The 23,851-nt window shown below is 66.8% G+C and carries 24 protein-coding genes; 9 read left to right on the forward strand and 15 right to left on the reverse strand.

Annotated elements, in window-relative coordinates:
• Positions 1–33 precede the first annotated feature (33 nt).
• From ACIPUB_RS16940 to ACIPUB_RS16955, 4 genes are all read right to left on the reverse strand, one after another.
• Positions 34–1,443 (reverse strand): NAD-dependent succinate-semialdehyde dehydrogenase, encoded by a 1,410-nt coding sequence (locus ACIPUB_RS16940; protein WP_407608442.1) that lies wholly within the window; start codon positions 1,441–1,443, stop codon positions 34–36.
• 215 nt (positions 1,444–1,658) lie between these two features.
• Complete coding sequence (gene mgrA / locus ACIPUB_RS16945) at positions 1,659–2,723, reverse strand: L-glyceraldehyde 3-phosphate reductase (RefSeq protein WP_407608443.1); 1,065 nt, start codon at positions 2,721–2,723, stop codon at positions 1,659–1,661.
• Between the two features lie 317 nt (positions 2,724–3,040).
• Positions 3,041–3,190, reverse strand: a complete 150-nt coding sequence (locus tag ACIPUB_RS16950; protein ID WP_407608444.1) for a hypothetical protein — start codon at positions 3,188–3,190, stop codon at positions 3,041–3,043.
• A gap of 280 nt (positions 3,191–3,470) precedes the next feature.
• Positions 3,471–4,658, reverse strand: coding sequence for an acetyl-CoA C-acyltransferase (locus tag ACIPUB_RS16955; protein ID WP_407608445.1), 1,188 nt, complete (start codon positions 4,656–4,658; stop codon positions 3,471–3,473).
• 52 nt (positions 4,659–4,710) lie between these two features.
• Here ACIPUB_RS16955 and ACIPUB_RS16960 point away from each other — a divergent pair, with 52 nt between their 5' ends.
• The gene (locus ACIPUB_RS16960) at positions 4,711–5,502 is read left to right on the forward strand and encodes an alpha/beta fold hydrolase (protein WP_407608446.1); all 792 of its coding nucleotides are present in this window, start codon (positions 4,711–4,713) and stop codon (positions 5,500–5,502) included.
• A gap of 61 nt (positions 5,503–5,563) precedes the next feature.
• Here the strand turns inward: ACIPUB_RS16960 and ACIPUB_RS16965 are convergent, their stop codons facing one another.
• Complete coding sequence (locus tag ACIPUB_RS16965; protein ID WP_407608447.1) at positions 5,564–6,091, reverse strand: universal stress protein; 528 nt, start codon at positions 6,089–6,091, stop codon at positions 5,564–5,566.
• A 159-nt stretch (positions 6,092–6,250) separates the two neighbouring features.
• Here ACIPUB_RS16965 and ACIPUB_RS16970 point away from each other — a divergent pair, with 159 nt between their 5' ends.
• The 3 genes from ACIPUB_RS16970 to hrpB are packed head-to-tail and all read left to right on the forward strand — an operon-like array spanning position 6,251 to position 10,454.
• Positions 6,251–7,033, forward strand: a complete 783-nt coding sequence (locus ACIPUB_RS16970) for an ABC transporter ATP-binding protein (protein WP_407608448.1) — start codon at positions 6,251–6,253, stop codon at positions 7,031–7,033.
• Complete coding sequence (locus ACIPUB_RS16975) at positions 7,030–7,764, forward strand: ABC transporter permease (protein WP_407608449.1); 735 nt, start codon at positions 7,030–7,032, stop codon at positions 7,762–7,764. The genes ACIPUB_RS16970 and ACIPUB_RS16975 overlap by 4 nt, the downstream gene beginning before the upstream one ends.
• Positions 7,765–7,793: 29 nt before the next feature.
• Complete coding sequence (gene hrpB, locus ACIPUB_RS16980; RefSeq protein ID WP_407608450.1) at positions 7,794–10,454, forward strand: ATP-dependent helicase HrpB; 2,661 nt, start codon at positions 7,794–7,796, stop codon at positions 10,452–10,454.
• A gap of 44 nt (positions 10,455–10,498) precedes the next feature.
• Here the strand turns inward: hrpB and ACIPUB_RS16985 are convergent, their stop codons facing one another.
• The gene (locus tag ACIPUB_RS16985) at positions 10,499–10,888 is read right to left on the reverse strand and encodes a hypothetical protein (protein ID WP_407608451.1); all 390 of its coding nucleotides are present in this window, start codon (positions 10,886–10,888) and stop codon (positions 10,499–10,501) included.
• 154 nt (positions 10,889–11,042) lie between these two features.
• Positions 11,043–11,873 (reverse strand): SDR family NAD(P)-dependent oxidoreductase, encoded by an 831-nt coding sequence (locus ACIPUB_RS16990; protein ID WP_407608452.1) that lies wholly within the window; start codon positions 11,871–11,873, stop codon positions 11,043–11,045.
• Between the two features lie 270 nt (positions 11,874–12,143).
• Here ACIPUB_RS16990 and ACIPUB_RS16995 point away from each other — a divergent pair, with 270 nt between their 5' ends.
• A complete protein-coding gene (locus tag ACIPUB_RS16995) occupies positions 12,144–13,067 on the forward strand; it encodes an intradiol ring-cleavage dioxygenase (RefSeq protein WP_407608453.1) in 924 nt (307 codons plus the stop codon).
• A gap of 27 nt (positions 13,068–13,094) precedes the next feature.
• On the opposite strand, the gene ACIPUB_RS17000 is transcribed toward ACIPUB_RS16995, so the two are convergent.
• From ACIPUB_RS17000 to ACIPUB_RS17010, 3 genes are all read right to left on the reverse strand, one after another.
• Positions 13,095–14,327, reverse strand: coding sequence for an acyl-CoA dehydrogenase family protein (locus tag ACIPUB_RS17000; RefSeq protein WP_407608454.1), 1,233 nt, complete (start codon positions 14,325–14,327; stop codon positions 13,095–13,097).
• Between the two features lie 87 nt (positions 14,328–14,414).
• Positions 14,415–15,008, reverse strand: coding sequence for a GNAT family N-acetyltransferase (locus ACIPUB_RS17005; protein WP_407608455.1), 594 nt, complete (start codon positions 15,006–15,008; stop codon positions 14,415–14,417).
• Between the two features lie 22 nt (positions 15,009–15,030).
• On the reverse strand, positions 15,031–15,714 hold the full coding sequence (locus ACIPUB_RS17010; protein WP_407608456.1) for a TetR/AcrR family transcriptional regulator: 684 nt from the start codon (positions 15,712–15,714) through the stop codon (positions 15,031–15,033).
• 201 nt (positions 15,715–15,915) lie between these two features.
• Between ACIPUB_RS17010 and ACIPUB_RS17015 the strand changes: the two genes are divergently transcribed.
• Complete coding sequence (locus tag ACIPUB_RS17015; RefSeq protein ID WP_264270059.1) at positions 15,916–16,362, forward strand: DoxX family membrane protein; 447 nt, start codon at positions 15,916–15,918, stop codon at positions 16,360–16,362.
• A gap of 28 nt (positions 16,363–16,390) precedes the next feature.
• Here ACIPUB_RS17015 and ACIPUB_RS17020 read toward each other — a convergent pair whose 3' ends face one another.
• From ACIPUB_RS17020 to ACIPUB_RS17030, 3 genes are all read right to left on the reverse strand, one after another.
• Complete coding sequence (locus ACIPUB_RS17020) at positions 16,391–17,887, reverse strand: DHA2 family efflux MFS transporter permease subunit (RefSeq protein WP_407608457.1); 1,497 nt, start codon at positions 17,885–17,887, stop codon at positions 16,391–16,393.
• 92 nt (positions 17,888–17,979) lie between these two features.
• A complete protein-coding gene (locus tag ACIPUB_RS17025; protein ID WP_407608458.1) occupies positions 17,980–18,975 on the reverse strand; it encodes a PhzF family phenazine biosynthesis protein in 996 nt (331 codons plus the stop codon).
• Between the two features lie 204 nt (positions 18,976–19,179).
• Positions 19,180–19,746, reverse strand: a complete 567-nt coding sequence (locus ACIPUB_RS17030) for a hypothetical protein (RefSeq protein WP_407608459.1) — start codon at positions 19,744–19,746, stop codon at positions 19,180–19,182.
• Between the two features lie 184 nt (positions 19,747–19,930).
• On the opposite strand from ACIPUB_RS17030, the gene ACIPUB_RS17035 reads away from it, so the two are divergent.
• The gene (locus ACIPUB_RS17035; protein WP_407608460.1) at positions 19,931–21,025 is read left to right on the forward strand and encodes a mechanosensitive ion channel family protein; all 1,095 of its coding nucleotides are present in this window, start codon (positions 19,931–19,933) and stop codon (positions 21,023–21,025) included.
• A 35-nt stretch (positions 21,026–21,060) separates the two neighbouring features.
• On the opposite strand, the gene ACIPUB_RS17040 is transcribed toward ACIPUB_RS17035, so the two are convergent.
• Complete coding sequence (locus tag ACIPUB_RS17040) at positions 21,061–21,720, reverse strand: YqaJ viral recombinase family protein (RefSeq protein ID WP_407608461.1); 660 nt, start codon at positions 21,718–21,720, stop codon at positions 21,061–21,063.
• Between the two features lie 174 nt (positions 21,721–21,894).
• On the opposite strand from ACIPUB_RS17040, the gene ACIPUB_RS17045 reads away from it, so the two are divergent.
• Entirely contained in the window at positions 21,895–22,761 is an 867-nt protein-coding gene (locus ACIPUB_RS17045) for a sugar phosphate isomerase/epimerase family protein (protein WP_407608462.1), read from the forward strand.
• On the opposite strand, the gene ACIPUB_RS17050 is transcribed toward ACIPUB_RS17045, so the two are convergent.
• A complete protein-coding gene (locus ACIPUB_RS17050; protein ID WP_407608463.1) occupies positions 22,758–23,030 on the reverse strand; it encodes a thioredoxin family protein in 273 nt (90 codons plus the stop codon). The genes ACIPUB_RS17045 and ACIPUB_RS17050 overlap by 4 nt on opposite strands.
• Before the next feature lie 128 nt (positions 23,031–23,158).
• Here ACIPUB_RS17050 and ACIPUB_RS17055 point away from each other — a divergent pair, with 128 nt between their 5' ends.
• Positions 23,159–23,746 carry a hypothetical protein gene (locus ACIPUB_RS17055; protein ID WP_407608464.1) on the forward strand — a complete coding sequence of 196 codons (588 nt, stop codon included), beginning with the start codon at positions 23,159–23,161 and terminating at the stop codon, positions 23,744–23,746.
• Positions 23,747–23,851: the final 105 nt, after the last annotated feature.

Genomic DNA, 23,851 nt, shown 5'->3' on the forward strand with positions numbered 1-23,851 from the left:
ACCGCGGCCTTGGCGTTTAAGCGAGCGTGGAAGTCAGTCGGCCACGTAGAACAGGCGCTTGTTGACGAACTCCTCCATGCCCAGCGGGCCCAGTTCGCGGCCGAAGCCCGAGCGCTTCACTCCGCCGAAGGGCATCTCCGCGCCTTCGGCGGCGGGAACGTTCACATTGGCCATTCCCGAGTTCAGGCCGGCGGCGACCTTGGCCGCGCGAGCCGGATCGGTGGAGAACACCGCGCCGCCAAGGCCGTACTGGGTGTCATTGGCCATGGTCAGTGCTTCCTCGTCGGAGGAGACCTTGTAGACAACGGCCACCGGGCCGAACAGCTCCTCGTAGTAGGCGCGCATGTCCTTGGTGATTCCCGAGAGCACGGTCGGCGCCAGATAGGCGCCAGGGCCCTCGTGCAGCGTGCCGCCGGCATGCAGGGTTGCGCCCTTGTCGATGGCGTCCTGGACCTGTGCGGCCAGCGCCTCGGCGGCACCACGGGTGGAGAGCGGGCCGAAGGTGCCCTCGAGTTCGGCGGCCGGATCGCCCGGGGCCAGGCCGTCGGCCAGTTTGGTCAGCTCACCCACGAAGTCGTCGAAGATATCCTCCATGACGATCATGCGCTTGTTGGAGTTGCAGGCCTGGCCGGTGTTCTCCATGCGGGTGGCCCAGGCGGTAGCGGCGTCGCCCGCGACATCGTTGGAATCGAGGATGACGTACGGGTCCGAGCCCCCAAGTTCCAGCACTGCCTTCTTCAGGTTACGTCCGGCCTGCTCGCCGATGATGGCGCCGGCACGCTCGGAACCGGTCAGCGAAACGCCCTGGATGCGCGGGTCCTCGATGATCGTGGAAATCTGCCCGTGGGAGGCGAAGACGTTGTTGTACACGCCTGCAGGGACGCCTGCGTCATCCATGATCTGCTGGATTGCCAGTGCCGAACGCGGGCAGGTCTCGGCGTGCTTGAGCACGATGGTGTTGCCGAGCATCAGGTTGGGCGCGGCAAAGCGGGCCACCTGGTAGTACGGGTAGTTCCACGGCATGATGCCCAGCAGGGGGCCGACCGGGAGACGCTGGATGACGGCCTTGCCGCCGCCGATGTTCTTGATTTCCGTATCCGCGGCGAGCGTGGGCCCCTCGGTGGCGAAGTACTCGAAGATGTCCTTGCAGAACTCGGCCTCACCCTTGGACTCGGAGAGGGGCTTGCCCATTTCCTGCGTGATGATCGCAGCGAGCTCGTCGGCGCGTTCGGCGAAGAGCTCGCCCACGCGCGCCACGATCTTGGCGCGTTCATTGATGTCGACGTTCTTCCACTGCTGGTAACCGGATTCGGCCGCCGCGATGGCGTCCTGGATCTCGGCGTCGGTGGCCGTGGGGAATTCCTCGACCACCTCACCGGTGGCGGGATTGAGGACTCGGTAGCCGGTGGAGGTCGACGTCTGGGCGTTGGCGGTCACAGCCATGCTCCTTCTTGTAGTCACTGGGCGGCGGGGATCTTCATCGCGCCACGTACCTGTCCATCATGTCCCGAAAACGACGATTTGTGAAGCCCGTCACGCATGGTTGGCGATCATATCCGCCGTGAGTGAACTTGATGACTTCGGTTTTCGTCGTTAACGAAGGAAAACCCTGCGAAATTCGTATATCACAGGGTTTTGCTTCGTATGCTCCGGCTGGCTTAGCTGGTGGCCGCCTTGCGCCAGCGGTCTATGTCGGCATCGCCGGCGGCGATCTGGTCGATCAGGTCCAGTTCCCCGGTGCTGAAGGTGGTGTTGCCCAGGGCGCCGAGGTTTTCATCAAGCTGCGCAGTCGAGGAGGCGCCGAGCAGCACCGAGCTCACTCCGCCGTCGCGCAACAACCAGGCGATGGCCAGCTGGGCCAGGGACTGGCCGCGGGACTCGGCGACCCGGGCCAGGTCGCGGGCCTTCCCGAGGTTCTCCTCGGTCAGGTGCCCGTCCAGGGTCGTCCGTCCACCGGACGGAATCGCCGAATCATTCTTGAGGTACTTGCCGGTCAGCAGGCCCTGGGCCAGCGGGGTGAAGGCGATGGACCCCATGCCGTGTTCGGCCAAGGTCTCGAGCAGGCCGTCCTCCACCCAGCGATTGAGCATCGAATAGGACGGCTGGTGGATCACCAGCGGTGTGCCCATCTCCTTGGCGACGCGCGCCGCCTCCGCGGTGCGTTCGGGGGAGTAGGAGGAGATCCCGACGTACAGCGCCTTCCCCTGGCGCACCAAGGTGTCAAGCGCGCCGATGGTTTCCTCGATGGGGGTGTCGGGGTCCGGGCGGTGCGAGTAGAAGATGTCCACGTAGTCCAGGCCCATGCGCTTGAGCGACTCGTCGGCCGAGGCCATGATGTACTTGCGCGATCCCAAGGTGCCGTACGGGCCCGGCCACATGTCCCAGCCGGCCTTCGAGGAGATGATCAGCTCGTTGCGGTAGGCCTTGAAGTCGGTGCGCAACATGCGGCCGAAGTTCTCCTCTGCCGAGCCATAGGGCGGACCGTAGTTGTTGGCCAGGTCGAAGTGCGTGATCCCGCGGTCAAAGGCGTGGCGCAGCACTTCGCGCTGGGTGTCATAGGGGCGGTTGTCGCCAAAGTTCCACCACAGGCCCAGGGAAATCGGGGGAAGGACCAATCCCGAGTTCCCCACCCGGCGGTAGCCGGTCGATTCGTAGCGGTCCGCGGCGGCCACGTAGGGTGCGTGCGTTTCGGGGGCGGGGGCGTACCGGAGCTCTTCGGCCATGGTGGTGGTGTTCTCCTGGAAATTGGGGATGAAATCTCGCGGAAGCTACATCGGCTCCCTCTGGTCCATTCTTGTCGCAAGGCGCCGCAAACGTCCACGGCATCGGGAGCTGGGCGCGGCGCGGATCGGGGAGATATAGCAATTCCATGCGATCCCGTGTGCCCGGTCGTTAAAAGCGAAGAACCGGCCGTGACGGCTAAGGAGGTGAAACTCCGCCGCGACCGGTTCTTCTGATCACTCGCACCTTGAGAAGGTAGCTTCAGCGTATTTGGAGTAACTGGGTGGTTGCTGGTGATTCGTCGATAGTCGGCCGTGAGTCAGTAGTTGGAGGGTGGATCCGAGGCCGGAAACGATTCGTCTTCCCATTCCTCGACCAGTGCTTCGTCGTGCGCGCTGGCCACATGCTCCGGTTCTGCGGCAGTTTCTTCTTCTTCTACTTCTTCGTCGCCGATTGGTTGTTCAGTCATCTCGCGTACTCCTTGATCCGTAGAACGTGTCTCCCCGAACTTGCGGCGCCCGGTACCTTCAGTCTGGTCCGAAGTGCCGGAGTTGTCGAGGGCGGTGACTTCCAGGTGTCGTGGTTGCGGACATCCTGCATTAAATGGTTGAGCACCGGTCGGAAGGCTAGGGGGAATTTGCCTTGTGCCCGACCGGTGCTCTCATCACTCGCACCTCCATGAGGTGATTAAGACTCTAGGAAACCAACCTTTGCACCAGCTGTATACCGCCGGGTAACAACATGTGAAATCAGCGTCGCAGGATCAGGGCATCACCCTGGCCGCCGCCTCCACACAGGGACACCACCCCCGTGCCGGAACCGCGCCGCGCCAGTTCCATGGCCTGGTGCAGGACCAGCCGCGCGCCGGAAGCACCCACGGGATGCCCCAGTGCAATGGCTCCGCCTTCCAGGTTGATCCTGGCGGGATCCACGCCGAGGTCCTTCGCCGATTGCAGGACAACCGACGCGAAGGCCTCATTGATTTCAATCAGGTCCAGCTCCGCGACTCCCATTCCTTCCTTGGCCAGCGCGGCGAGAATCGACGTGCTGGGCTGGGAATGCAATTGTCCGTCGGGGCCGGCCGTCTGGCCGTGGGCGCCGATCTCACAGTGCCATGCCAGGCCCGCCCGGCGGGCGGCGCCCTTGGAGGCAACCACCACGGCTGCGGCACCGTCCGAAAGCGGCGAGGAAGAACCCGCCGTAATGGTGGCGGCCGGGTCAGTGGAGAAAGCCGGACGCAGCGCGGCAAGCTGTTCTTCCGTGGTGTCAGCGCGAACCCCCTCGTCGGTGGAAACGATGATCTCGCCCCCGCGCCGCTGCGGGATGGCCACTGGCGCGATCTCGGCATCGAGGTGCGCACGCGCGGCCGCAGCGCGCTGGTGCGACCTGGTGGCAAAGGCGTCTTGGGCGGCGCGCGAAATCCCCAGCTTGGCATTGCCGCTTTCGGTGGCCGAGCCCATGAGCTCGCCGCTGAACGGATCGGCCAACGCGTCGTGGTTCAGGGAATCCTCCAACGTCCGGTCGCCGATGGCCAACGGTGTGCGCATGCCGCGGACCAGGTGCGGGGCATTGGACATCGACTCCTGTCCGGCGGCGACGATGAAGTCGGCCTCTCCGGCGCGGATCATGCGGGCTGCGTCGATGACGGCGGTGAGCCCCGACAGGCAGAGCTTGTTGATCGTCACCGTGGGGACGTCCCAGCCGATTCCTGCCTTCAGGGCGGCCTGGCGGGCGGGGCCTTGGCCGGTGCCCGCCAGGATGACCTGGCCCATGATGACGTGGTTGACCTGGGCGGCCTGCACCCCGCTGCGCTCCAGTGCCGAGGAGATTGCGTGGGCGCCTAGCTCGGTGGCTGACAACGCGGAGACGGCCCCGCGGAACTTTCCAAAGGGCGTACGTGCGCCCCCGACAATAACGGGAGTCAGGTCGTCATTCATGGTGTTTCCTTTGCTTGGGAAAAGACCGGTCCGGTGCCATAAGCTCAGTATCATGCCCCATGCAGTGAACCCGGTTGATGCCCAGACTATCTACTTTGACGCCAGCGACACAGGGGCCCCACCGGTCCTGCTGCTGCACGGCTCCGCGCTTTCCCGCTCCATCTGGCGCGGCCTGGGATACGTGAAGGCGCTGGAACCCGAGTTCGACACCATCCGCATGGACCTGCGCGGCCACGGACGATCGGGAAAACCCCACGACCCGGCCGCCTATGCCATGGACCTGGTGCTGGAGGACGTCAAGGCGGTGCTGGCTGCGACCGGACACGAGTCGATCCACCTGGTGGGATATTCATTCGGATCGCGCGTTGGCCTGTCGCTGGCCATCAAGCATCCATCCATGGTCCGCTCCCTGACCATGCTCGGCGGCACCCACGCCATTGAGGCACAGCACATCAGCACGCTCTTCTTCGACGGCTACCTCGAGGCACTGAAAACAGGTGACATGGATGCCTTCATTGACGGCATGGAAGCCGGCGGCGGGAAACTGGACCCCGCGACCCGCCATGCCTTTGCCTCGAATGACGCACTGGCACTGGCCGCGTACTTCGAGGCCACCGAGTCCGGCAGCGCGGTCAGCGAAACCCTGCTCCACCAGCTGGCGACGCCGACCCTGCTGATGACCGGAACCCGGGATGTGCCACGCATCGATCATTCCCGGGTCATGGCCTCGGTCATGCCCCATGCCCGGCTGGTGGCGCTGGAGGGACGCAACCACGGCGGAACACTCTATCCGCCGCAGCCGATCCTGGAGGAGTTGCTGCCGTTCCTGCGCTCAAATTCCTGAATAGTGTGATTCCCCGGGCTGACATCCGGGAACCTGCCGCTCCCGGTGGCCGGTTGCCCGATCACGGCAGATAAGGGGTGGCCGGCGGGTCCGGCACGATCGATGGCGGAACCACCAACACCGGAAGCTGCCGACGCGACAGGACCCGGGCAAGCGTTGAGGCACTGAACCTCGAACCGGAGAATGCGCGGCGCTTTCCACGAGGCGAGCCGACCACCAGATATGACGAACCCAGCTCCACGGCGAAGTCGCCCAGTGCGCCGGCCGCCTCGCCCACCAGGATGCGCAGGGTCCAGGGCATGGGGTAGGAGGCCAAGGTCTCGCCGAGCCGTTGATGCAGGTCCTCGATCGCTTCCGCCCCGAGTTCCTCACGCTCATCACGATGCAGGGCATCAAAGTCGATGCTCGCCTTGACGTTCCATTCGGTCATGTCCAGGCCGGTGAGTGCATAGGCACACACCAGATCCTGACGGAGGACCGATGCGAGGCGGGCCGCGGTTTCCAAGACCTCGGGATGCTGCCCCGGGAACACGCCCACGAGCACCGGCGAGTCAGGACGAAGGGGACGGGACCCCTCTGGATCGCGCATGGTGCACTCCTGTGGGTCCTAGATGGGATCGGGTCGGGTGCCTGTCTTGCTTCAAGTATGCCCGGGGCGCTTCACCTTTCGATAGGGGGGCTGGTGCCGCCACCGGCATCTGGCCCCGGCCCCTTGACCGAAAATGACACAGGGGCAAGACTCGGGAATATGGAGGAACAGGCGGCGGCTATCTCGATCACCGGATTGAAGGTCATGCGCGGGAAGAACCTTGTCTTGCCCGGCCTTGACCTGCTGGTCCCGCGCGGCGAGGTGGTCGGGCTGCTAGGTCCCAGCGGCTGCGGGAAGTCCACCTTAATGCGATCGATTGTGGGCACCCAGATCATTTCCGGCGGAGTGGTGAGGGTGCTCGGGGACACCGCCGGGTCCGAAAAGCTGCGCCATCGCGTCGGCTACATGACGCAGGAATCCAGCATCTACGACGACCTGCCGGTGGGCGCGAACCTGTCCTACTTCGCCAAGATCGTCGGTGCCCCGCCCGCCCAGGTTGCCGAAGTCATCGAGCGCACCGACCTGGGATCGGTGGCCAAGGCCATGGCGGCCGACCTCTCCGGCGGACAACGCAGCCGCCTCTCCCTGGCCATCGCCCTTTTGGGAACGCCCGAATTGCTGGTCCTGGACGAGCCCACCGTCGGGCTGGACCCGGTGCTTCGCGTGGCATTGTGGGAACTGTTTGCAGAACTCGCTGCCGAAGGCGTGACATTGCTGGTCTCCAGCCACGTGATGGACGAAGCCACCCGGTGTGACCGCCTGATCCTGATGCGCGAGGGCGGGATCATCGCCCAGGAAACGCCGGCTGGCCTGCTGGCGCGCACCGGAACCACCAACGCCGAGGACGCCTTCCTGGCGCTGATCCGCGACGCACGGGAATCCGGGGCACCAGGCTCCGAACCCCATGTTCCCAAGCACCGCGCCACGGGAGGGACCCCGTGAGCATCCCGCGCATCCTTGCCACCACCGCTCGCGTGCTGAACCAGGTGCGCCACGACCACCGCACCCTGGCACTTTTGCTGCTGGTCCCCGCACTGTTGGTCGGCTTGGTCGCCTGGATCTTCACCGACACCCCGGTCTTCGGGAGGATCGGCCCGGCGATGATCGCGCTCTTCCCCTTCATCGTGATGTTCCTGGTCACCTCCATCGCCACGCTCCGGGAGCGGCGCAGCGGCACCCTGGAACGCCTGCTGTCCCTGCCGCTGGGCAAGGCCGACTTCATCCTGGGCTACGCGCTGGCCTTCGGGCTGCTGGCTATCGCGCAGACGGGGATCGCCGTGGGCTTTGCCGTGTGGGTCTGCGGGCTGGAAGTCGCAGGGAGCCTGGGGCTGCTTTTCGCCGTGGCCATCGCCGACGCGTTGCTGGGGACCTCGCTGGGGCTTCTTGCCAGCGCCTTTGCCCGCAGCGAATTCCAGGTCGTGCAATTCATGCCCGCCTTCGTCTTCCCGCAGGTCCTGCTGGGCGGGATCTTCCTGCCGCGTGGCGAACTGCCCGAGGTCCTGGAGGGCATCGGGGACTGGCTGCCGCTGAGCCACGCCATCGATGCGCTGAACGCCGTGGCCAGGGACGACCAGGACGCCGGCTACATCTGGCTGCGGATCGGGTTCGTTGCCGCGTGGATCCTGGCCGCCATCGTGGTGGGGTCGATGACGCTGCGCCGCCGCACCGCCTGAGAGCGGCAGGGGGACGGCAACACTGGATAATGGGGCGGGTGAGTACGCAGCGGAACGGCCGGGACAAGCCCCGGCAGCACAATGACTTCGACCTGGCTGCCATCGGGCGGGGGCTGGTCTTTGCCCAATCCCTGCCGGAGCTCGCCACTGAGCTTGAGGCCGGCGGAGCATCCGGAACCGCCGTCATCCAGGCCCCGCCGGGCACCGGCAAGACCACGCTGGTCCCGCCCCTGGTGGCCAACCTGGTTCGGGCCCGCAACGGGGGAGAAGCACGCATCCTGGTCACCCAGCCGCGTCGGGTCGCTGCCCGCTCCGCCGCCCGCCGCTTGGCATCCCTCGACGGCAGCTCACTGGGCGGCCGCGTGGGATTCACGGTGCGCGGGGAAAACCACGCCGGCCCGGACACCCTGATCGAGTTCGTGACCCCGGGAATCCTGTTGCGCCGGCTGCTGGCCGACCCGGGGCTGGAATCCATTGACGCGGTCGTCATCGACGAGGTGCACGAGCGCGGGCTGGAAACCGACTTGCTGCTGGGCATGTTGCGCGAGGTCCACGAACTGCGCGGGGACCTGGTGCTCGTGGCCATGTCCGCGACCCTCGATGCCCCGCGCTTTGCCCAATTGCTGGGTGATGCCTCGGGGGCGGGCAGTGCACCGGTCATCGACTGCCCCGCGGCGCTGCACGAGCTGGAAACCCGGTGGGTGCCGGCCGCCGCCCCCCGGTTGACCGACCGCGGGGTCTCGCGCACCTTCCTCACCCACGTGGCAGCAACCGCCGCTGCCGCCCATGCCGAGGCGCTGGCGCGGGACAAGTCCGTCGACGCGCTGGTCTTTGTTCCCGGTGCCTGGGAAGTGGCCGATGTCGCCGCGCAGATCCGCACCCGGGCGCCGGGCACCGAGGTGCTGGAGCTGCATGGGCAGGTCGTTCCCGCCCTGCAGGACCGTGCCGTCTCGGGGCGCGAACCCGGGGGAGGACCCCGCATCATCGTCTCCACCTCGCTGGCCGAGTCCTCGCTCACGGTTCCCGGGGTCCGGCTGGTCATCGACTCGGGCCTGGCCCGGGAGCCGCGCCGGGATGCGGCCCGGGGGATGAGCGGACTTGTCACGGTCTCCGCCTCGCGGGCAGCCGGCATCCAGCGCGCGGGCCGTGCCGCACGCCAGGGGCCGGGCACCGTGGTGCGCTGCTTTGCCGAAAAGAGCTTTGCGGCGGCCCCCGCGCACCCACGGGCCGAGATCACCGTCGCCGACCTCACATCCGCGGCCCTGGTGCTGGCCTGTTGGGGCGCCCCCGACGGCACCGGATTGCACTTGCCCGAGCCACCGCCTGCATCAAGCCTTGAGGCGGCAACCACGGTGCTGTCCCAGCTCGGCGCGATCGACGAGGCCGGGCACGCCACCGCACTGGGCCGCCGCCTGGCCCTGATTCCGGCCGACCCCCGGCTGGGCCGTGCCCTGCTCGACGGCGCCCCGCTGCTCGGGGCCGGGAACGTCGCACAAATCGTTGCCCTGCTGGCCGGGGACTACCGCGCCCAGGCCGCTGACCTCGGCGCGCTGCTGGCGGCCCTGCGCAACGGCAGACACCCGCAGTCCGCCACCTGGAAGCGCGAATGCTCGCGGCTGGAACGGATCGCCGGCCGGGAAGCCCATGCGCAGCGGCCGCCAGGCATAGTGGCGATCCATTCCCCCGGAACCGAGCTTGGCCTGGTCGCGGCCCTTGCCTATCCGGGGCAGGTGGCCCGTCGCGTGGACAACGCCACCGGCACCACCTACCTGCTGGCCTCCGGCACGCGCGCGGGCCTGCCCGCCGGAAGCCCGTTGTCACACCACCAGTGGCTGGCGGTCGCCGAGGTGGCACGGGCCGCCGGCCGCGACGCGGCAGGCACCGGCGCGTTGATCCGCGCCGCCGCGCCACTCGACGAGGGCACCGCACTGCTCGCTGCAGCCCACCTGGAAACCGAGACCGTCAACACGGTCTTTGCCAGCGGCAAGCTGTCCGCCCGCAAGGAGCACCGACTCGGGGCTATCGTGCTTTCCAGCACCCCCATGACCCCCACCCGTGCCCAGGGCCGGGCCGCGGTGCTTGACGCCTTGCGCGAGCGCGGGCTCGGCATGCTGAAATTCTCCCCCGCGGCGCAACTGCTGCGCAGCCGGCTGGGAATGTTGCACCGTGAACTCGGGGACCCCTGGCCGGCCATGGACGAGGACTCCCTGCTGGCGGCCGCCGAGAACTGGCTGGCCCCGGAACTCGAGGCGCTCGCCGGAGGGAAGTCCCCGGGTTCCCTGGACCTGGTGGATCCGCTGCGTCGCCTACTGCCTTGGCCCGAGGCCACCGCCATGGATGAGCTGGTCCCCGAGCGTCTCACGGTGCCCAGCGGATCCAGGATACGCATTGACTACCCGGGAATCGACGAACCCGAAGCCCCGCCCGTGGTGGCGGTGAAGCTGCAGGAATGCTTCGGACTGGCCACCTCCCCGGCGCTGGTGCGCGGCCGGGTCCCGGTGCTCTTTCACCTGCTCTCCCCGGCTGGTCGACCGCTGGCGGTCACCGACGACCTGGCATCGTTCTGGTCAGGCCCCTACACCCAGGTGCGCGCGGAAAACCGGGGCCGTTATCCCAAGCACCCATGGCCCGAAGACCCGTGGACCGCACCTGCCACCAAGCACGTCAAAAAGCGGATGGCCGGCGCTTAGGACACGCGGTTCCGGCGCGGGGCCGCCGGCGATAGGTTGCCCGTCTATAAAGATGTTTTACGGCGCAGCGCGGCGAACGCGCCGGTGGACCACAGGGCCCACCAGAGAAGTGGCGGCTGGAAGAACAGGCGAGTCAGACGAGCCCGATCGCTGTCCAGCCCGAATGCTTCGCGGCGCCCGAGGAACTGGGCGAGGTTTCCGGGAAATACTGCCACGAAGAACGCGGCCACCAGCAATCCGACGGGAACGCGGCGGCGCGGCAGGGCAATGAGCGCCGTGCCAAGCCCCATCTCCACCACTCCCGAGCCGAAGACGACGACATCCTTGGCGGCTGGCACCCAATCGGGAACCAGCAATTGGAACTCCTTGCGGGCAAACGTCAGGTGGCTCACTCCGGCCAAGACCAGAAGCACGCCGAGGCTGATGCCTGCCATTCGACGTTTCCGGGGGCGAGGACCGGACGAAGACAGCAGCAGCCCTCGCAGGCCATGGATTCGCTGGTTCATTTCGAATCCCAGCTTGCGAGACCGGGTGTTTGCCCGTCGGGACGTTCCCGAAAAACCACGATCGGCGCGGATTCTTGCGGTGTCACACGATCCCCAACAGTTTCCCGGACTGGTTCCACAGCGCCTCGGAGACCGCATCGTCCTTGGCCTGGGGATTGGTTCGGGCCACCTTGCGACGGGAGAAGTACTCGCCCGAAGGCCACGTCCCGCCGCTGCCCTCGTCGGCCAGCCAGATGAGCGTATCGGCACCCTTCCTGGGCGTTGCGAGGAGTCTGGAGATCAGCCTGTTGCCGTAGATGCCCTCCATGGACGTGCCGGGGGAACGGGAGAAGCCGGTGCTGACGATCCCGGGATGGAACGAGGCGGAGGCGAGGCCCTCGGAACCAAAACGGCGATGCAGTTCGCGGGTGAACATGATCTGTTCGAGTTTGGCGTTCCCGTAGGCTCTTTTGGGATCGTAGTATCGCTCGGCGTTCAGGTCGGAGAGGTCAACCCTGCCGTACAACCTATTCGCCGTGCTGGAGGTGTTGATGACTGCTGCCCGCGAGGCAATGAGCCGTTCAAGAAGCAGCCGGGTCAGTAGAAAAGGGGCAAGGTAGTTGACCTGGAAGGTCATCTCGAACCCGTCGACGGTCAGCTGTCGGGACGGGGTAAAGATGCCGCCGGCGTTGTTCGCCAGCACATCAATCCGCGGGTACTTCTGAAGCAACTGCACCGCGAGAGCCCGGACTTCATCGAGATCGGAGAAATCGACGAGGAAGTGATCGGCCTGGATTTCCCGGGCAACGGCTGCCGTCCGTTCCCGGTTCCGGCCAACCACGACCATTTCGTGTCCCAAACGGCTGAGCGCGCGTGCGGCTTCGGCACCGATCCCGTCGCTTGCGCCGGTGATGACGATCGTTTGACGTCGCATGCGGGTGCCTTTCGAAGCAGGGAGTTGGGACAACTCCTCCGTGAAGCCTACGCGGGCCGGGCCGACGCAGATCGACCTCAACACGCAAGGCATGTGATGCGCAACGTGTGGCGGGCGGCTACGAGGCTCCCGGTGCAGGCGCAACGGCCTCCCCGGGGTGGCCGCACATGGGCCAGCCATGGCTTCGCCACAGCAACACCATGGGGCGGAGGCCTACTGTAGGAATCCAAAGCACCAGCCAGGATTCACGATCAAGCGAGGAACGACGCCATGGAACAGCACCAGCAGCACCTGAGGCCGAGCGCCGGCCACCCGACCTACAAGGGCCGGAGTCTTCCGCGGCCCGACGAGGATCTCGAGGACCAGGGACTCGGGTTCGATGTGCAGACGCTCATCGGGCGCCGCGGTGCGCTCAAGGCCTTCGGCGTTGGCGCCCTGGCACTGGGCCTGGCCGCGTGCACCGCCACCCCCAACGACGCATCCACCGGTGCGGCGGGCACCTCCGCCGGGGAGATCCCCGACGAGACGGCCGGGCCCTACCCGGGGGACGGATCAAACGGGCCGGACGTGCTGGAACAAAGTGGCATCGTGCGCCGCGACATCCGCTCGAGTTTCGGGGACGCCAGCGGCACCGCGGTGGGCGTTCCCTTGGACCTGGAACTGAACATCAAGGACCTGGCCAACGGCGGCGCGGCATTTGCCGGCGTTGCCGTCTACGTCTGGCAATGCGACCGGGACGGGAACTACTCGATGTACACCCCGGCAGCCGAGCAGGAAAACTACCTGCGCGGGGTGCAGGTAGCCGATGCGGAGGGCACAGTGCGTTTCACCAGCATCTTCCCCGCCTGCTACCCCGGGCGCTGGCCCCACATCCACTTCGAGGTCTACCCGGATGCCGCATCGATCACCGACTCCGCCAAGGCGATCGCCATCTCCCAGGTGGCGTTGCCCCAGGACGTTTCCGACGCCGTGTACGCAACTGACGGCTACTCGGAATCGGTGCGGACCTTGGCACGATTGTCCCTGGAAAGCGACAACGTCTTCGGTGACGACGGGGGCGCCAGCCAATTGGCGACTGTCACGGGGGAGACCGGCGCCGGCTATAAGGCGGTGCTGGACGTGCGCGTCGATACCAGCACCGCACCCGCCGCCGGGGCGATGCCCCGCGGCACCCTGCACGGAGGCAACGGCTAGGAAACAGGGGAAGCCCCGCGCCGCGGCTTAGGCGAAGGCCGAGATCCCGGTGATCGAGCGCCCGATGATCAACGCCTGGACGGTCTCGGTGCCCTCATAGGTGTGGATGGCCTCGATGTCGGCAATGTGCCGCGCCACCCGGTTCTTGAGCAGGATGCCGTTGCCGCCGAGCAGGTCACGGGCGTTGGACGCGATGCCGCGGGCCAGCCGCGTGCAGGTGAACTTCGCCAGCGATGCCTGCACCGGGGTCAGGGTTCCCGCCTCCTCGCGTCGGGTGGCCTGCATGACGGTGAGCTGCATGGTGGCAAGCTCGGAATGCATGCGGGCCAGGCGTTCCTGCACGATCTGGCTGGCCGCAAGCGGCCGGCCGAACTGGATGCGCTGGGCCGCGTATTGCACGGCCGTCTCGTAGCAGGCGGTGGCGTGGCCCACGGCGGACCAGGCGACGCCCAGGCGCGTGGCGAAGAGGACCTTGGAGGTGTCCTTGAAGCTGTTGGCCCCGGGCAGCACGTGCGAGTCCGGGACAAAGACGTTCTCCATGCGGATGTGCGCCTGCCAGATGGCGCGCAGGGACAGCTTGCCCTCGATGGTGGTGCCGGTATAGCCCTCCCACTCCTGCTGCACGATGAAGCCGCGGACCTTGTTCTCTTCGTCGCGCGCCCACACGATGGTGATTCCGCCCGTGGAGCCGTTGCCGATCCACTTCTTTTCGCCGCTGATCCGGTAGCCGCCCGCAACGCGCACGGCGCGGGTCTCCAACGACACCGAATCCGAGCCGTGGGTGGGTTCGGTGAGCGCGAAGGCACCGAGCACTTCGGCATTGGCAAGCTTCGGGCCCCAGTGGGCGATCTGCTCGGGGGAGCCGCACTCGGTGATCGAGCGCAGGGCCAGCCCGGCCTGCACCGCGGCAATGGTGCCCACCGATCCATCGGCGCGGGAGAGCTCCATGTTCACTAGCCCTGCGGCCAGCACGCTCATTTGCGGGTAGCCCTCAAGTTCCAGACCATCGCGCAGCAGGTCCAGCTCGCCCAGGCGCTTGGCCAGATCCAGCGGGTAGTCGGACTTGTCCCAGAACTCGTCGATGACGGGACGTACCTCGTCCAGGCCGAACTTCCGTGCCCTGTCCCAGTAAACGCGATCCTCCGCATTGACATCCTCGAAGAGGCCTGCCGGATCGACATCCACCTCGCCCCAGAGCTCGTACTCCGGTTCAACGACACCGGAAGGAAAATCGGTGTTCAGGCTGGCTTCAATGCTCATGGCGGAGTGGTGCCCTTTCGTCGGCGGCGGAAATGTCGCTAAGGCACCAGCATACTGGAACTCAGTTTCAGGTCAAGAAACTCCGGTTCAGGCGTTTTGTGTGGCGCGCCACTGGTCCGCAAGCATTGCGTAGACGTATCCGTCCTTCCAGGTGCCGTCGCGGTGCAGGGCGCCGGCGACCAGGTGGCTTTCGCGGCGCATCCCCACGCGTTCCATGAGCCGCCACGAGGGCTCGTTGGCGGCAAAGCAGCGGGCGTGTACCCGGCGCAGGCCCAGGTCGGCGAAGCAAAGGCGCAGCAGGAAGGACACCGCCTCGGTGGCAAGCCCGCGCCCGCCGGCCGCCGGGTCCAAGGACCACCCGAGCTCCGCCTCGGTCCCCGCTGCCAGGTGCGCGACCTCGCGCTGGGACCACGCGTCCCCGAGGCGAACCACCGCTTCCCCGACGACGGTGCCGGCGGACTCCATGACGAGTCTGTCTCGCAGGTGCGCCGGGTCGGTAAAGGAATGGCGGTAGTCCGGAAGGTCGTTCCAGGCGGAGGTGACCCAGCGGGAGGACTCCGGAAGCCGGCGGTAGGCCCAAGTGGCCTCGGCATCCGATGCGGCGGCGGGGCGCAGCACGAGCCGTTCGGTCGCCCGCGGCCAGCCGGGGAGGGAATGAAGCCTCGAGTGTGGGGGTTCCACCGCGGGGTCCCTCGCGTCCGGCCTAGCCGTTCGCGCGGTTCAGGGCCGCGCGAACCTGGGACAGCACCGACTCGGTGTCCGGGGTGCCGCCGGCAATGGTGATGACCACCGTCGTCGGCTCGGGTGCGGGTGTCGATTCCTGCGGCTCGAGCACCGGGGTGAACACCGATCCCAGAGCCAGCAGCTCGCGCTCCAGGTCGGGACGGCGGGTGTCTTCCGGGTGGCGCAGCCAGCGGCGCAGGTGGTCGTTGTGGACCGAGACCACCCCGGAGGCAAACGCGATGGACATGGCCCGCCCGTTCGGCAGCGAGTACAACCCGCGGTCACGCAGGTGGTTGCGGAACACCCGTTCGTAGCGGTGGATGGAGACCAGTTCGCGGTCGCGCAGGGAAGGTACGTCCAGCAGCAGGCGGTGGCGCAGCCCCGCGGCCTCGGGCCTGGCCGTGTGCTGGTCGAAGACGGTCAATCCGGCATGCACCAACGAGGCCACGGGGCCGGCCGAGGAAGTGGCAAGCACCGTTTCCAGGTGGTGGATGATGGTTTCCATGTCCGCGAAGACCATTTCCTCCTTCGAACCGAAGCGCCGGAAGAAGGTGGAACGAGAAATGCCCGCCGCCTGGGCCAGCGAGTCGACGCTGGTGGCGTCGAAGCCCTTTTCCACGAGCAGGCGCAGCGCGGCATCGGGAACCGCGGAGGAGGTGATCATGCACGCGAATCTAGCATGCCGCCGGTTTCTCCCGCCCCCGATTGGACGCCGCATTGCGCGAATGTGTCACAGCCCACAGGGCATGCGATCCCCGGACCTTGCCCCGCGCCACACCGGGGAAGCTATAGCCGTGGCGGAGCGCCAAACCATAGGGTGGGTTAACGAGTACCACCACAGCGACCCACGACCAGGAGAAAAACCATGGGCTTCAGCATTGCCAACACCGCACTACGACTCGTCTCGGGCGCCTACATCCTCAACAGCGGCATCGGCAAGCTGCGCATGGACGCCGAATCCGCCGAGGGCCTGCAGTCCATGGCCTCCAACGCCATCCCGCAGGTCGAAAAGGTCGAACCGGCCGTCTTCGGCAAGGCGCTGGCCTTCGGCGAGATCGCCGTGGGCTCAGCCCTGCTGACCCCGTTCATCCCCTCGCGCCTGGCCGGCCTTGGGCTGGGTGCCTTCGCGGCCGGACTGGTCGCCACCTACCTCAAGACCCCGGGACTGACCGAGTCCGACGGCATCCGCCCCACGCCCAACGGCGTCCCGATGGCCAAGGACCTCTGGCTGGCCGGCATTGCCGCGGCCCTGGTCTTCGGCCGCGGCAAGGCGAAGACCAAGATCAAGGAAGTCACCGCGAAAAAGAAGTAGCGCCACTCCCGCAGGGGACGCGCGCGGATCAGTTGCTGCGCGCGCCCTTGCGGAACAACGCCGCCAGCAGGGCAGCTGCCATGGCCACGATGCCCGGCAGCAACAGCGCCTGGCCCAGGGCCAGCGAGAAGGCCTGATGCAGGAATTCGGGCACCGCTGCCCCGGTTCCCGGCTCGGCCGGGGAACCGCTCACCACGGAGGCAGGTCCGTCGGCAGCCAGTGCGGCAACGGCCTTTTCCGACTCCACGGCAATGCGCGATTCCATCATCAGCGCGATCAACGCCGAACCCAGCACCGCGCCGACCTGCCGGGTGGTGTTGTATACCCCGGATCCTGCCCCGGCGTCCGCCTGGCCCAGGTCGCGGGTGGCGGTCAGTGAAACCGCGGGCCAGATCATGGCCGAGCCCAGTCCCATGAACACCGGTGGAAGCAACAGCAGCCAGAACGGGGTGTCGGCCCGCAGCATCAGCCCGTAGACCGTGATCGAGGCGCCAAAGAGGAAGAAACCGGGGATCGCGAAGTACTTGGCCTCGATTTTCCCGACGTTCTTGCCGACCACCGGGGCCAGCGCGCCTGCCACCACGGCCATGGGCGCGAGCATGAGCGCGGAAAGCGTCGGGGTGAGCCCGCGCACCGACTGCAGGTAGAGGATCATCGGGAAGCTCATGGCGGTGATGGACAGCCCCATGAAGGCGATGGCGATGTTGGCCAGCGAGAAGTTCCGGTCCCTGAACAGGCCCAGCGGTACCAGCGGCTCGGCCCGGTTGGCGCCCTGCCACCAGATGAACACCCCCAGCAGCACGGCCCCGCCGATGATCAGGTGCCACGAGCCGATGGGCCCGATGAACGGTCCCCAGTCGTGCGTGTTGCCTTCCTGGATTCCGAAGACCAGTGCGAACATCGCCACGGCGCTCAATCCCACGCCCAGCCAGTCGAAGGAGTGGGAGTGGCGCGGAAGTTCGGGCACCTTGGCCAACACGCGCCAGATGGCGATGATGCCCACCGGAACGTTCACAAAAAAGATCCATTCCCAGCCCAGCGTGTCGACGAACACGCCGCCGGCGATCGGGCCGACCAGCGTGGCAATGCCTGCCACCGCGCCCCACACGCCCATGGCGGCGCCGCGGCGGGCGTAGGGGAACATGCGGGTAATGAACGTCATGGTCTGCGGGCTCATCATCGAGGCGCCCAGGCCCTGGACCACGCGTGCAACGATCAGCGTGGTGATGTCGGGAGCCAGCCCGCACCACAGCGAGGACGCGGTGAAGACGATGAGGCCGATGAGGTAAATGGTGCGCGGGCCAAACCGATCCCCCAGGCGCCCGGTGATCAGCAGCGGCACCGCGAACGCCAGCAGGTAGGCGCTGTTGACCCAGATGACCCCGTTGATGTCGGTGTCCAGCCCGTTCATGATGGCAGGCATTGCGGTGGAGACAATGGTGGAGTCAAGCAGGATCATGAAGAAGCCGATGACCAGCGCCCACAGGGCACCCCATGCAAGCTTGTCCTGTTTGGTTTCCGTCACGCGCTGGTTCACATTCACCGCCCGAGCCTACTCCGGGTCGCCAAGGTAATACAGGGTATTGAGCCCCACCTCACACTGCACTGTTTTTGTGCCTAGGGGAGGTTGACGATGCCGTCGATGCAAGTCAACGAGTGCCCGGCAATCCATACGCCTGCGGCGTCGGACTCCACGTGCAGGATCGCCGAGCGGCCCAGACGGGTGCCCTGGCGCACGGTGTAGGAGGCCGGGGCCAGCCCGGACCCGGTGAGCCACACGCCGAAGCCGGCATTCAGGGAGCCGGTCGCAGGGTCTTCCTGAAGGCCCTCGCCGGGGCAGAAGGCCCGCACCTCATAGTCGGCGGGGGCGCCGGTGACGACGTTGCGGAAACGCTGGGAGCCCCGACGCTCGTCGGCCGCCGATACCGGGCTCAATTCCTCCCGCGCCCCGGCCGGCCGGGCCTCGGGTACATTCGGGTCGTAGGAACGGGCGGGAACGCCGCCGACGGTGTGCGGGGCGATGACCCCGATCTCCAGCCCGGCCAGGGCCGTATAGTCGGGCTCCAGCGAAAGCACCAGGTCCGCATCGCGCAGCAGCAATCCCGCCCAGTTGGGCCCGTTGGCCACCCACTGGTGCGCCAGCACGTCCTCCCGCGCCAGGCCGAGTCCGCCCAGCGCCCATTCCAGCACGTCTTCCTCGAGCTCCCCGGTGCGCATCATGGGCGGGGCCTTGAAGGCCAGGGATTCGGGGTCCTCGGGGTCCTCGCCGGGGACCCTGCGTACCTCGATGAGCCCGGCTCCGCATTCCTGGAGCAGACCCGCGGGGTTCTTGGGCACGCCGCCGGCTTCCAGCCATGCGTGCGCCGCACCCAGGGTGGGGTGCCCGGCAAAGGGAAGTTCCGTGGTGGTGGTGAAGATCCGTGCCCGGTAGTCGGCATCCGGATGTGTGGCCGGCAACAGGAACACGGTCTCGGCAAGGTTGGTCCAATTGGCGAAGCCCAGCATTTGCGCATCGCTGAGCCCACCGCCGTCAAGCACCACGGCCAGGCCGTTGCCGGTGTAGGGGGAGGAGGCGAAGACATCTACTTGCTTGTATGGGCGGGCAATACTCATGCATGAATCGTGTCATATCCGCCTGCGCGGCGTCCCGGATGACGTTGTTTTGTCATCCAACACCGCTCTTGCGTGGGCCTTGCGTCCCTTGAGGGGTGCCGGTCCGGCTCCGGGCCGGGGGCATCGCGGGCAGGGAAAGGGCACCGGTCCCGCGCCACGAAGCCGTGATGCCGAACCGATGCCCGCGGGTGTTCCCGCGCTCCGTTACCAGCGGTGGGCCACGTCGATCACCAGGCGGCTGGTGCTTCCGTCGGCGGCGGTGAGGACGAAGGTGCGGAACGGAAGCCGGGCGCGGACGCCCAGGCCGAAGGAAGTCTGCCCCTCGAAACTGCCCAGGTAGGCGACCTGGCGGAAGGTGGTGTAGCCGGAAACGTTCTTGGCGTTGGTCCGGTTGGCCGGGTTGTAGGTGGGGGTGCCGGAGCTCGTGTAGGCGGGTGCCTTCACGATGATGCGCAGGTCGGCGGCGCCTGCAAGCGGGACATGCTTGCCCTGGCCCTCGGTGAAGACTGCGTTGACATAGCGCACGTCGTAGCCCTTGACCTTGCCCTTGAGGTCGATGACCATCCGGTCATAGCAGGTGTGGCGGCCGGTGCGGACGTTGGTGATGGTGGCGGACGAGTATGCGGCGACGGAGTCGGCGAGCGAGCCCCAGGTGATGCCGCAATAGGGGGCGGTGGCCGCCGTGGCGGTTGCCGCCGGGGAAACGGGGGAGATGCCGAGTCCCGCGATGAGTAGTGCACCGGCGATGCCGGCGGTGATCCTGGATTTCACGGTGTGCCTCGCTAAGGGCGGAAAATTCGGGTGGAGGGGGGTGGTGAGATCAGCTTGCGCGCCGGGAAACGGCCTCGCAAGGGGGTTTACGCACAATCCATGCCATTGCAACCCGCAGGAGATATGACGGACGTCGTGGTGCGATATCCAGCCGACACCCAAGGGCGTGTGACAACCTGTTGATATGCAGATCTTTGCCACCGGAACATTGGACGACGCCCTGAACGAGGCAGTGCAGAACACGAACGCATTACCCGATGCCATCCGGCCGTGGGTTGTGGTTGCGATCGGGTTACTGTCCGCGATCGTTATCACCGTGGTCCTGTCCTTCATTCTCAAGCGCTTGCTGCACCGGATCCAGGGTCTTCCTCCCGAACGCACCCTGCGACGCGCGCCGTTGCTGTTCACCCTGGCCTTTGCCTTCACCAAGGTCGCCGTGGGAGTGGGCTTTGCCCCGAGCCAATGGGTCACCATCTGGCAGTTCCTGCTGTTGCTGGGGCTGATCAGTTCCATCGCGTGGTTGCTGATCGTCGCGATAGGCGTCTTCGAGGACATCGTCCTGGCCAGGTACCGCGGGGACGACGGGAATCCCCGGCGTCTGGCCAAGATCCAGACGCAGGTTGGATTGCTGCGCCGGGTGGTCACCGCGTTGATCATCACCCTGGCCGTGGCAGGGGCCCTGCTCACGATTCCCGAGGTCAGGGCGCTGGGCGCCGGCCTGCTGGCCTCCGCCGGCCTGATTTCCGTGGTCGCGGCGCTCGCCGTGCAGTCCTCCCTGGCCAACGTCTTTGCCGGGCTGCAGATCGCCTTCACGGACGCGATCCGGGTCAACGACACCGTGGTGGTGGAGACCCAGCGCGGAACCATCGAGGAGATCACGCTGACCTACGTGGTGGTGCTGCTGCTGGACGGTCGACGGATGATCATCCCCTCGACCCACTTCACCACGACCCCGTTCGAGAACTGGTCGCGCCGCAGCACCGAGATCAGCGGCTTCGTGCTGCTGGATTTGAACTGGAACGCACCCATCGAGCACCTGCGCACCCGCACCCAGCAATTGCTTGCCTCGACGGATTTGTGGGACGGACGCATCGGGGACCTGAACGTGACAGATGCCATCGGAGGAATCCTGAAAGTCACGATTGGTGTCAGCGCAAGGAACCCCGGGGACCTGTACGACCTGCGCAACTACGTCCGCGAGCACCTGATTGCCGAGCTCGGCAAGGACTACCCCGACGCACTGCCCAAGCCAGTGATGCCCGGTTCAGCCCCGGCCTGACCCGCAGCCCCATCTTCAGGGGCCGGGAACAGTGCTCAGAGGTACAGGGCGGCAGGCCCGTAGTTAGCACGCTCCCGGGCCGCGGCTGTACGTTCGCGCAGGATCGCGACCATCTCGTCGGCCTTGGCGATCAGGTCCCTGATCGCGGCATCGTCGCGGTCGACCCAGCGGGTCAGCGGCTCGGCGTGGGTTGGCACGAAGTCCTTGTGCGGCTCCCACACAAAGAGGGTGCGTTCGGCTCCGAGCACGTATTGCTGCCAGAACACCTGGCGCAGGTAGTTCCGCGGGATCGTCTTGAACGGCTTGTTGGTGGTCTTGATCTCCGCCAGTTCAACACGACCGGCCTCGCGGATTCCCAACCCGTCGGGCGTGGCCAGGTGAATGTGGTTCTCCGCCGCGTGGAAGAGCTGCGTGGAGGGCATGATCCCGAAGTTCTCCTGCACCCAGGCGGCGATCACCGGTTCGCGGGCCCGGCCGTGGTCGGTGTAGGGGTTCCCGCCGAAGCCCGAGCCGTGCAGCTTGTCCCAGGCCGCGGACGCAATGGACTTCGGAGTGGAAAGTTTCGCCACGTCGGTCGCCGTGATGCCCTGCGAACGGGCCCGCAGCCACGCGATCCGGTCGGAGGAATCGGCGACGATTCGGCTCAGGCACGGCACGGCGGGGGCATCATTCAACGGGGAAGTCACTTGCCCCATTCTTCCCAACATTTCCCGGATCGGTTAACCGGGACACGTGTCCGGGGTGTTTTCCCGCGTTGACGCGGGACTATCCGCGGGCAGTTCCCGCGCGTAGCCTGAAAGCGGAACGGCAAACAGCGCGATGGCCGCAGACCGGAGCCCATCCGCAATCGACCAAGGGAGTGTTGGGTAGTGGAACGAAAACTCGGTGTCAGTACCTGGGTCTGGAGATCCCCGCTTTCCAACCGCTCGCTGGGGGAACTTGCCGCGCACGTGGCCACGTTGGGCTTCGACGCCATCGAGCTGCCGCTGGAAAACCTCGGAGACTGGGATGCCCACGTGGCCCGCGACGTCCTGCAGGGCCACGGGTTGGCACCCGTGGTCACCGCTACGATGCCGCACGGCCGCAACCTCGTGGTGGCGTCCAAGGCAGAAATCTCGGCCACCCAGGATTACCTGCGCGGGGTCATCGACGCGGCGGCGATCCTGGGCGCCACCACGGTGGCCGGACCGTTTTACGCAACCACCGGCCGCCTCTGGCCGATGACCGGGGATGAACGCAACTCAACCTACGGGCAATTGCGTTCCAACCTCGTCCCGCTGGTGGAGCATGCCGCGGCCCGCGGCATCACCCTGGCCATCGAGCCGCTCAACCGCCACGAGACTTCCCTGCTCAACACCGTGGACCAGGCCTTCGACGCGCTTGAACCGATGTTGGGTCCCGGCCTCGGGATGGCACTGGACACCTACCACCTGAACATCGAGGAGCGGGACATCGCCGCCTCCGTCGCCCGCGCCATGGGGCACATCGCCCACGTCCAGGTCAGCGGCAACGACCGCGGCACCGTCGGCGCTGACCACTTTGACTGGCACGGTTTCGTGCACGCCCTTGACCTCGCCGGCTACGCGGGCCCGCTCTGCCTGAAATCCTTCGCCCCGGACAATCCGACCCTTGCGGCTGCCGCCTCTATCTGGCGGCCGCTGGCCAGCAACCAGGATGCCCTGGCGGCGGATTCCCTGGGGTACCTCAAGAACTTGCAAATCGGGGGACTGCGCTAGGCCCGGTGTTCATCCAGTGCGAGCGCGGCGGCGGCCAGCACCTGTTGCACGCTCGGCACCCCGGACGCACGGAACACTTCGGTCCCGTCCCGGCGCACGACCAGGGTAGGCGTGGAGGCGATGCCAATTGCATCCGATTCCTCTAGGTTCGACAGCACGTCGACCTCGCTGATCCGTGCCTGCGGAAGCAATTTTCCCGCGTCCCTGAGCACGGAGCGGGCACGCACGCACGGTGCGCAGAAGGCGGAGGTGTAAAGAACTAGTTCCATCACCTGGGTACAACCCAGGACCGGCGCTTTCGATTCCCGTCCATGCCCATGGCGCGGCCCGGTCATTGTGCCCGAGGTGGCCACGGAGGATCATCGTAGCCAACATCAATGGAACAGGGCGAGGACCGATGCGAAGCATAATCCTGGGAGCAGCAGCCGGACTGGCGTGGTCGGCGACGATGCGCATGTACATGAGGAACCTCGTCGGGGACGCCTCGCGGGTCAATCCCCGGAACACCATTGTCGGGATCATGCTTCCCGGGGCCATCACGGGCGCGATGCTGGCGCACAGCGCCGACCTGCGGGCGGCGGACCCCGAACGAAATCTGGACCGGTTCTCGGCCAGCCCGCTGGTCTTCGCAGCTTGCACGCTGCCGCTTCCCGGGCTCTTGCGCAAACTCATTGAAACGGGCGAGGGATCCAACGCCATCGCCACACCCCTGTTTGGCATGGCCGGAGGAATGGTGCTGGCCGGCCGCGGCCCGCTCTGGGCGCGTATAGCGGCGGGCACGATCGTTGCGGGGCACATTCCGCTGCTGGCCGCGATGGGTCCGAAGTTTTTCATGACGTCCCCGCCCACCGGGCGCGAACGCGTGGGGTTCGCCGTGAACACCCTCATCTACGGCGCCTGCATGGCGGCCTTGGCCGCTGCCTGCTCCATACCGTTGCGCCGCGGCCGCCCGGTCCCGGACGGCCAGGACCAGCCGCAACCCTAAGCCCCCCGCCACGGATCTCCGGCCCTGGAAGGATACGGGCGTTGAACCAGTCACCATCGGCTCCGATCCCTTGGGTGCGGGGATCCGAAAAGCTGCTGGCACGAC

It is taken from the genome of Paeniglutamicibacter sp. ORCA_105 (genome assembly GCF_045798545.1).
GTDB lineage: Bacteria > Actinomycetota > Actinomycetes > Actinomycetales > Micrococcaceae > Paeniglutamicibacter > Paeniglutamicibacter sulfureus.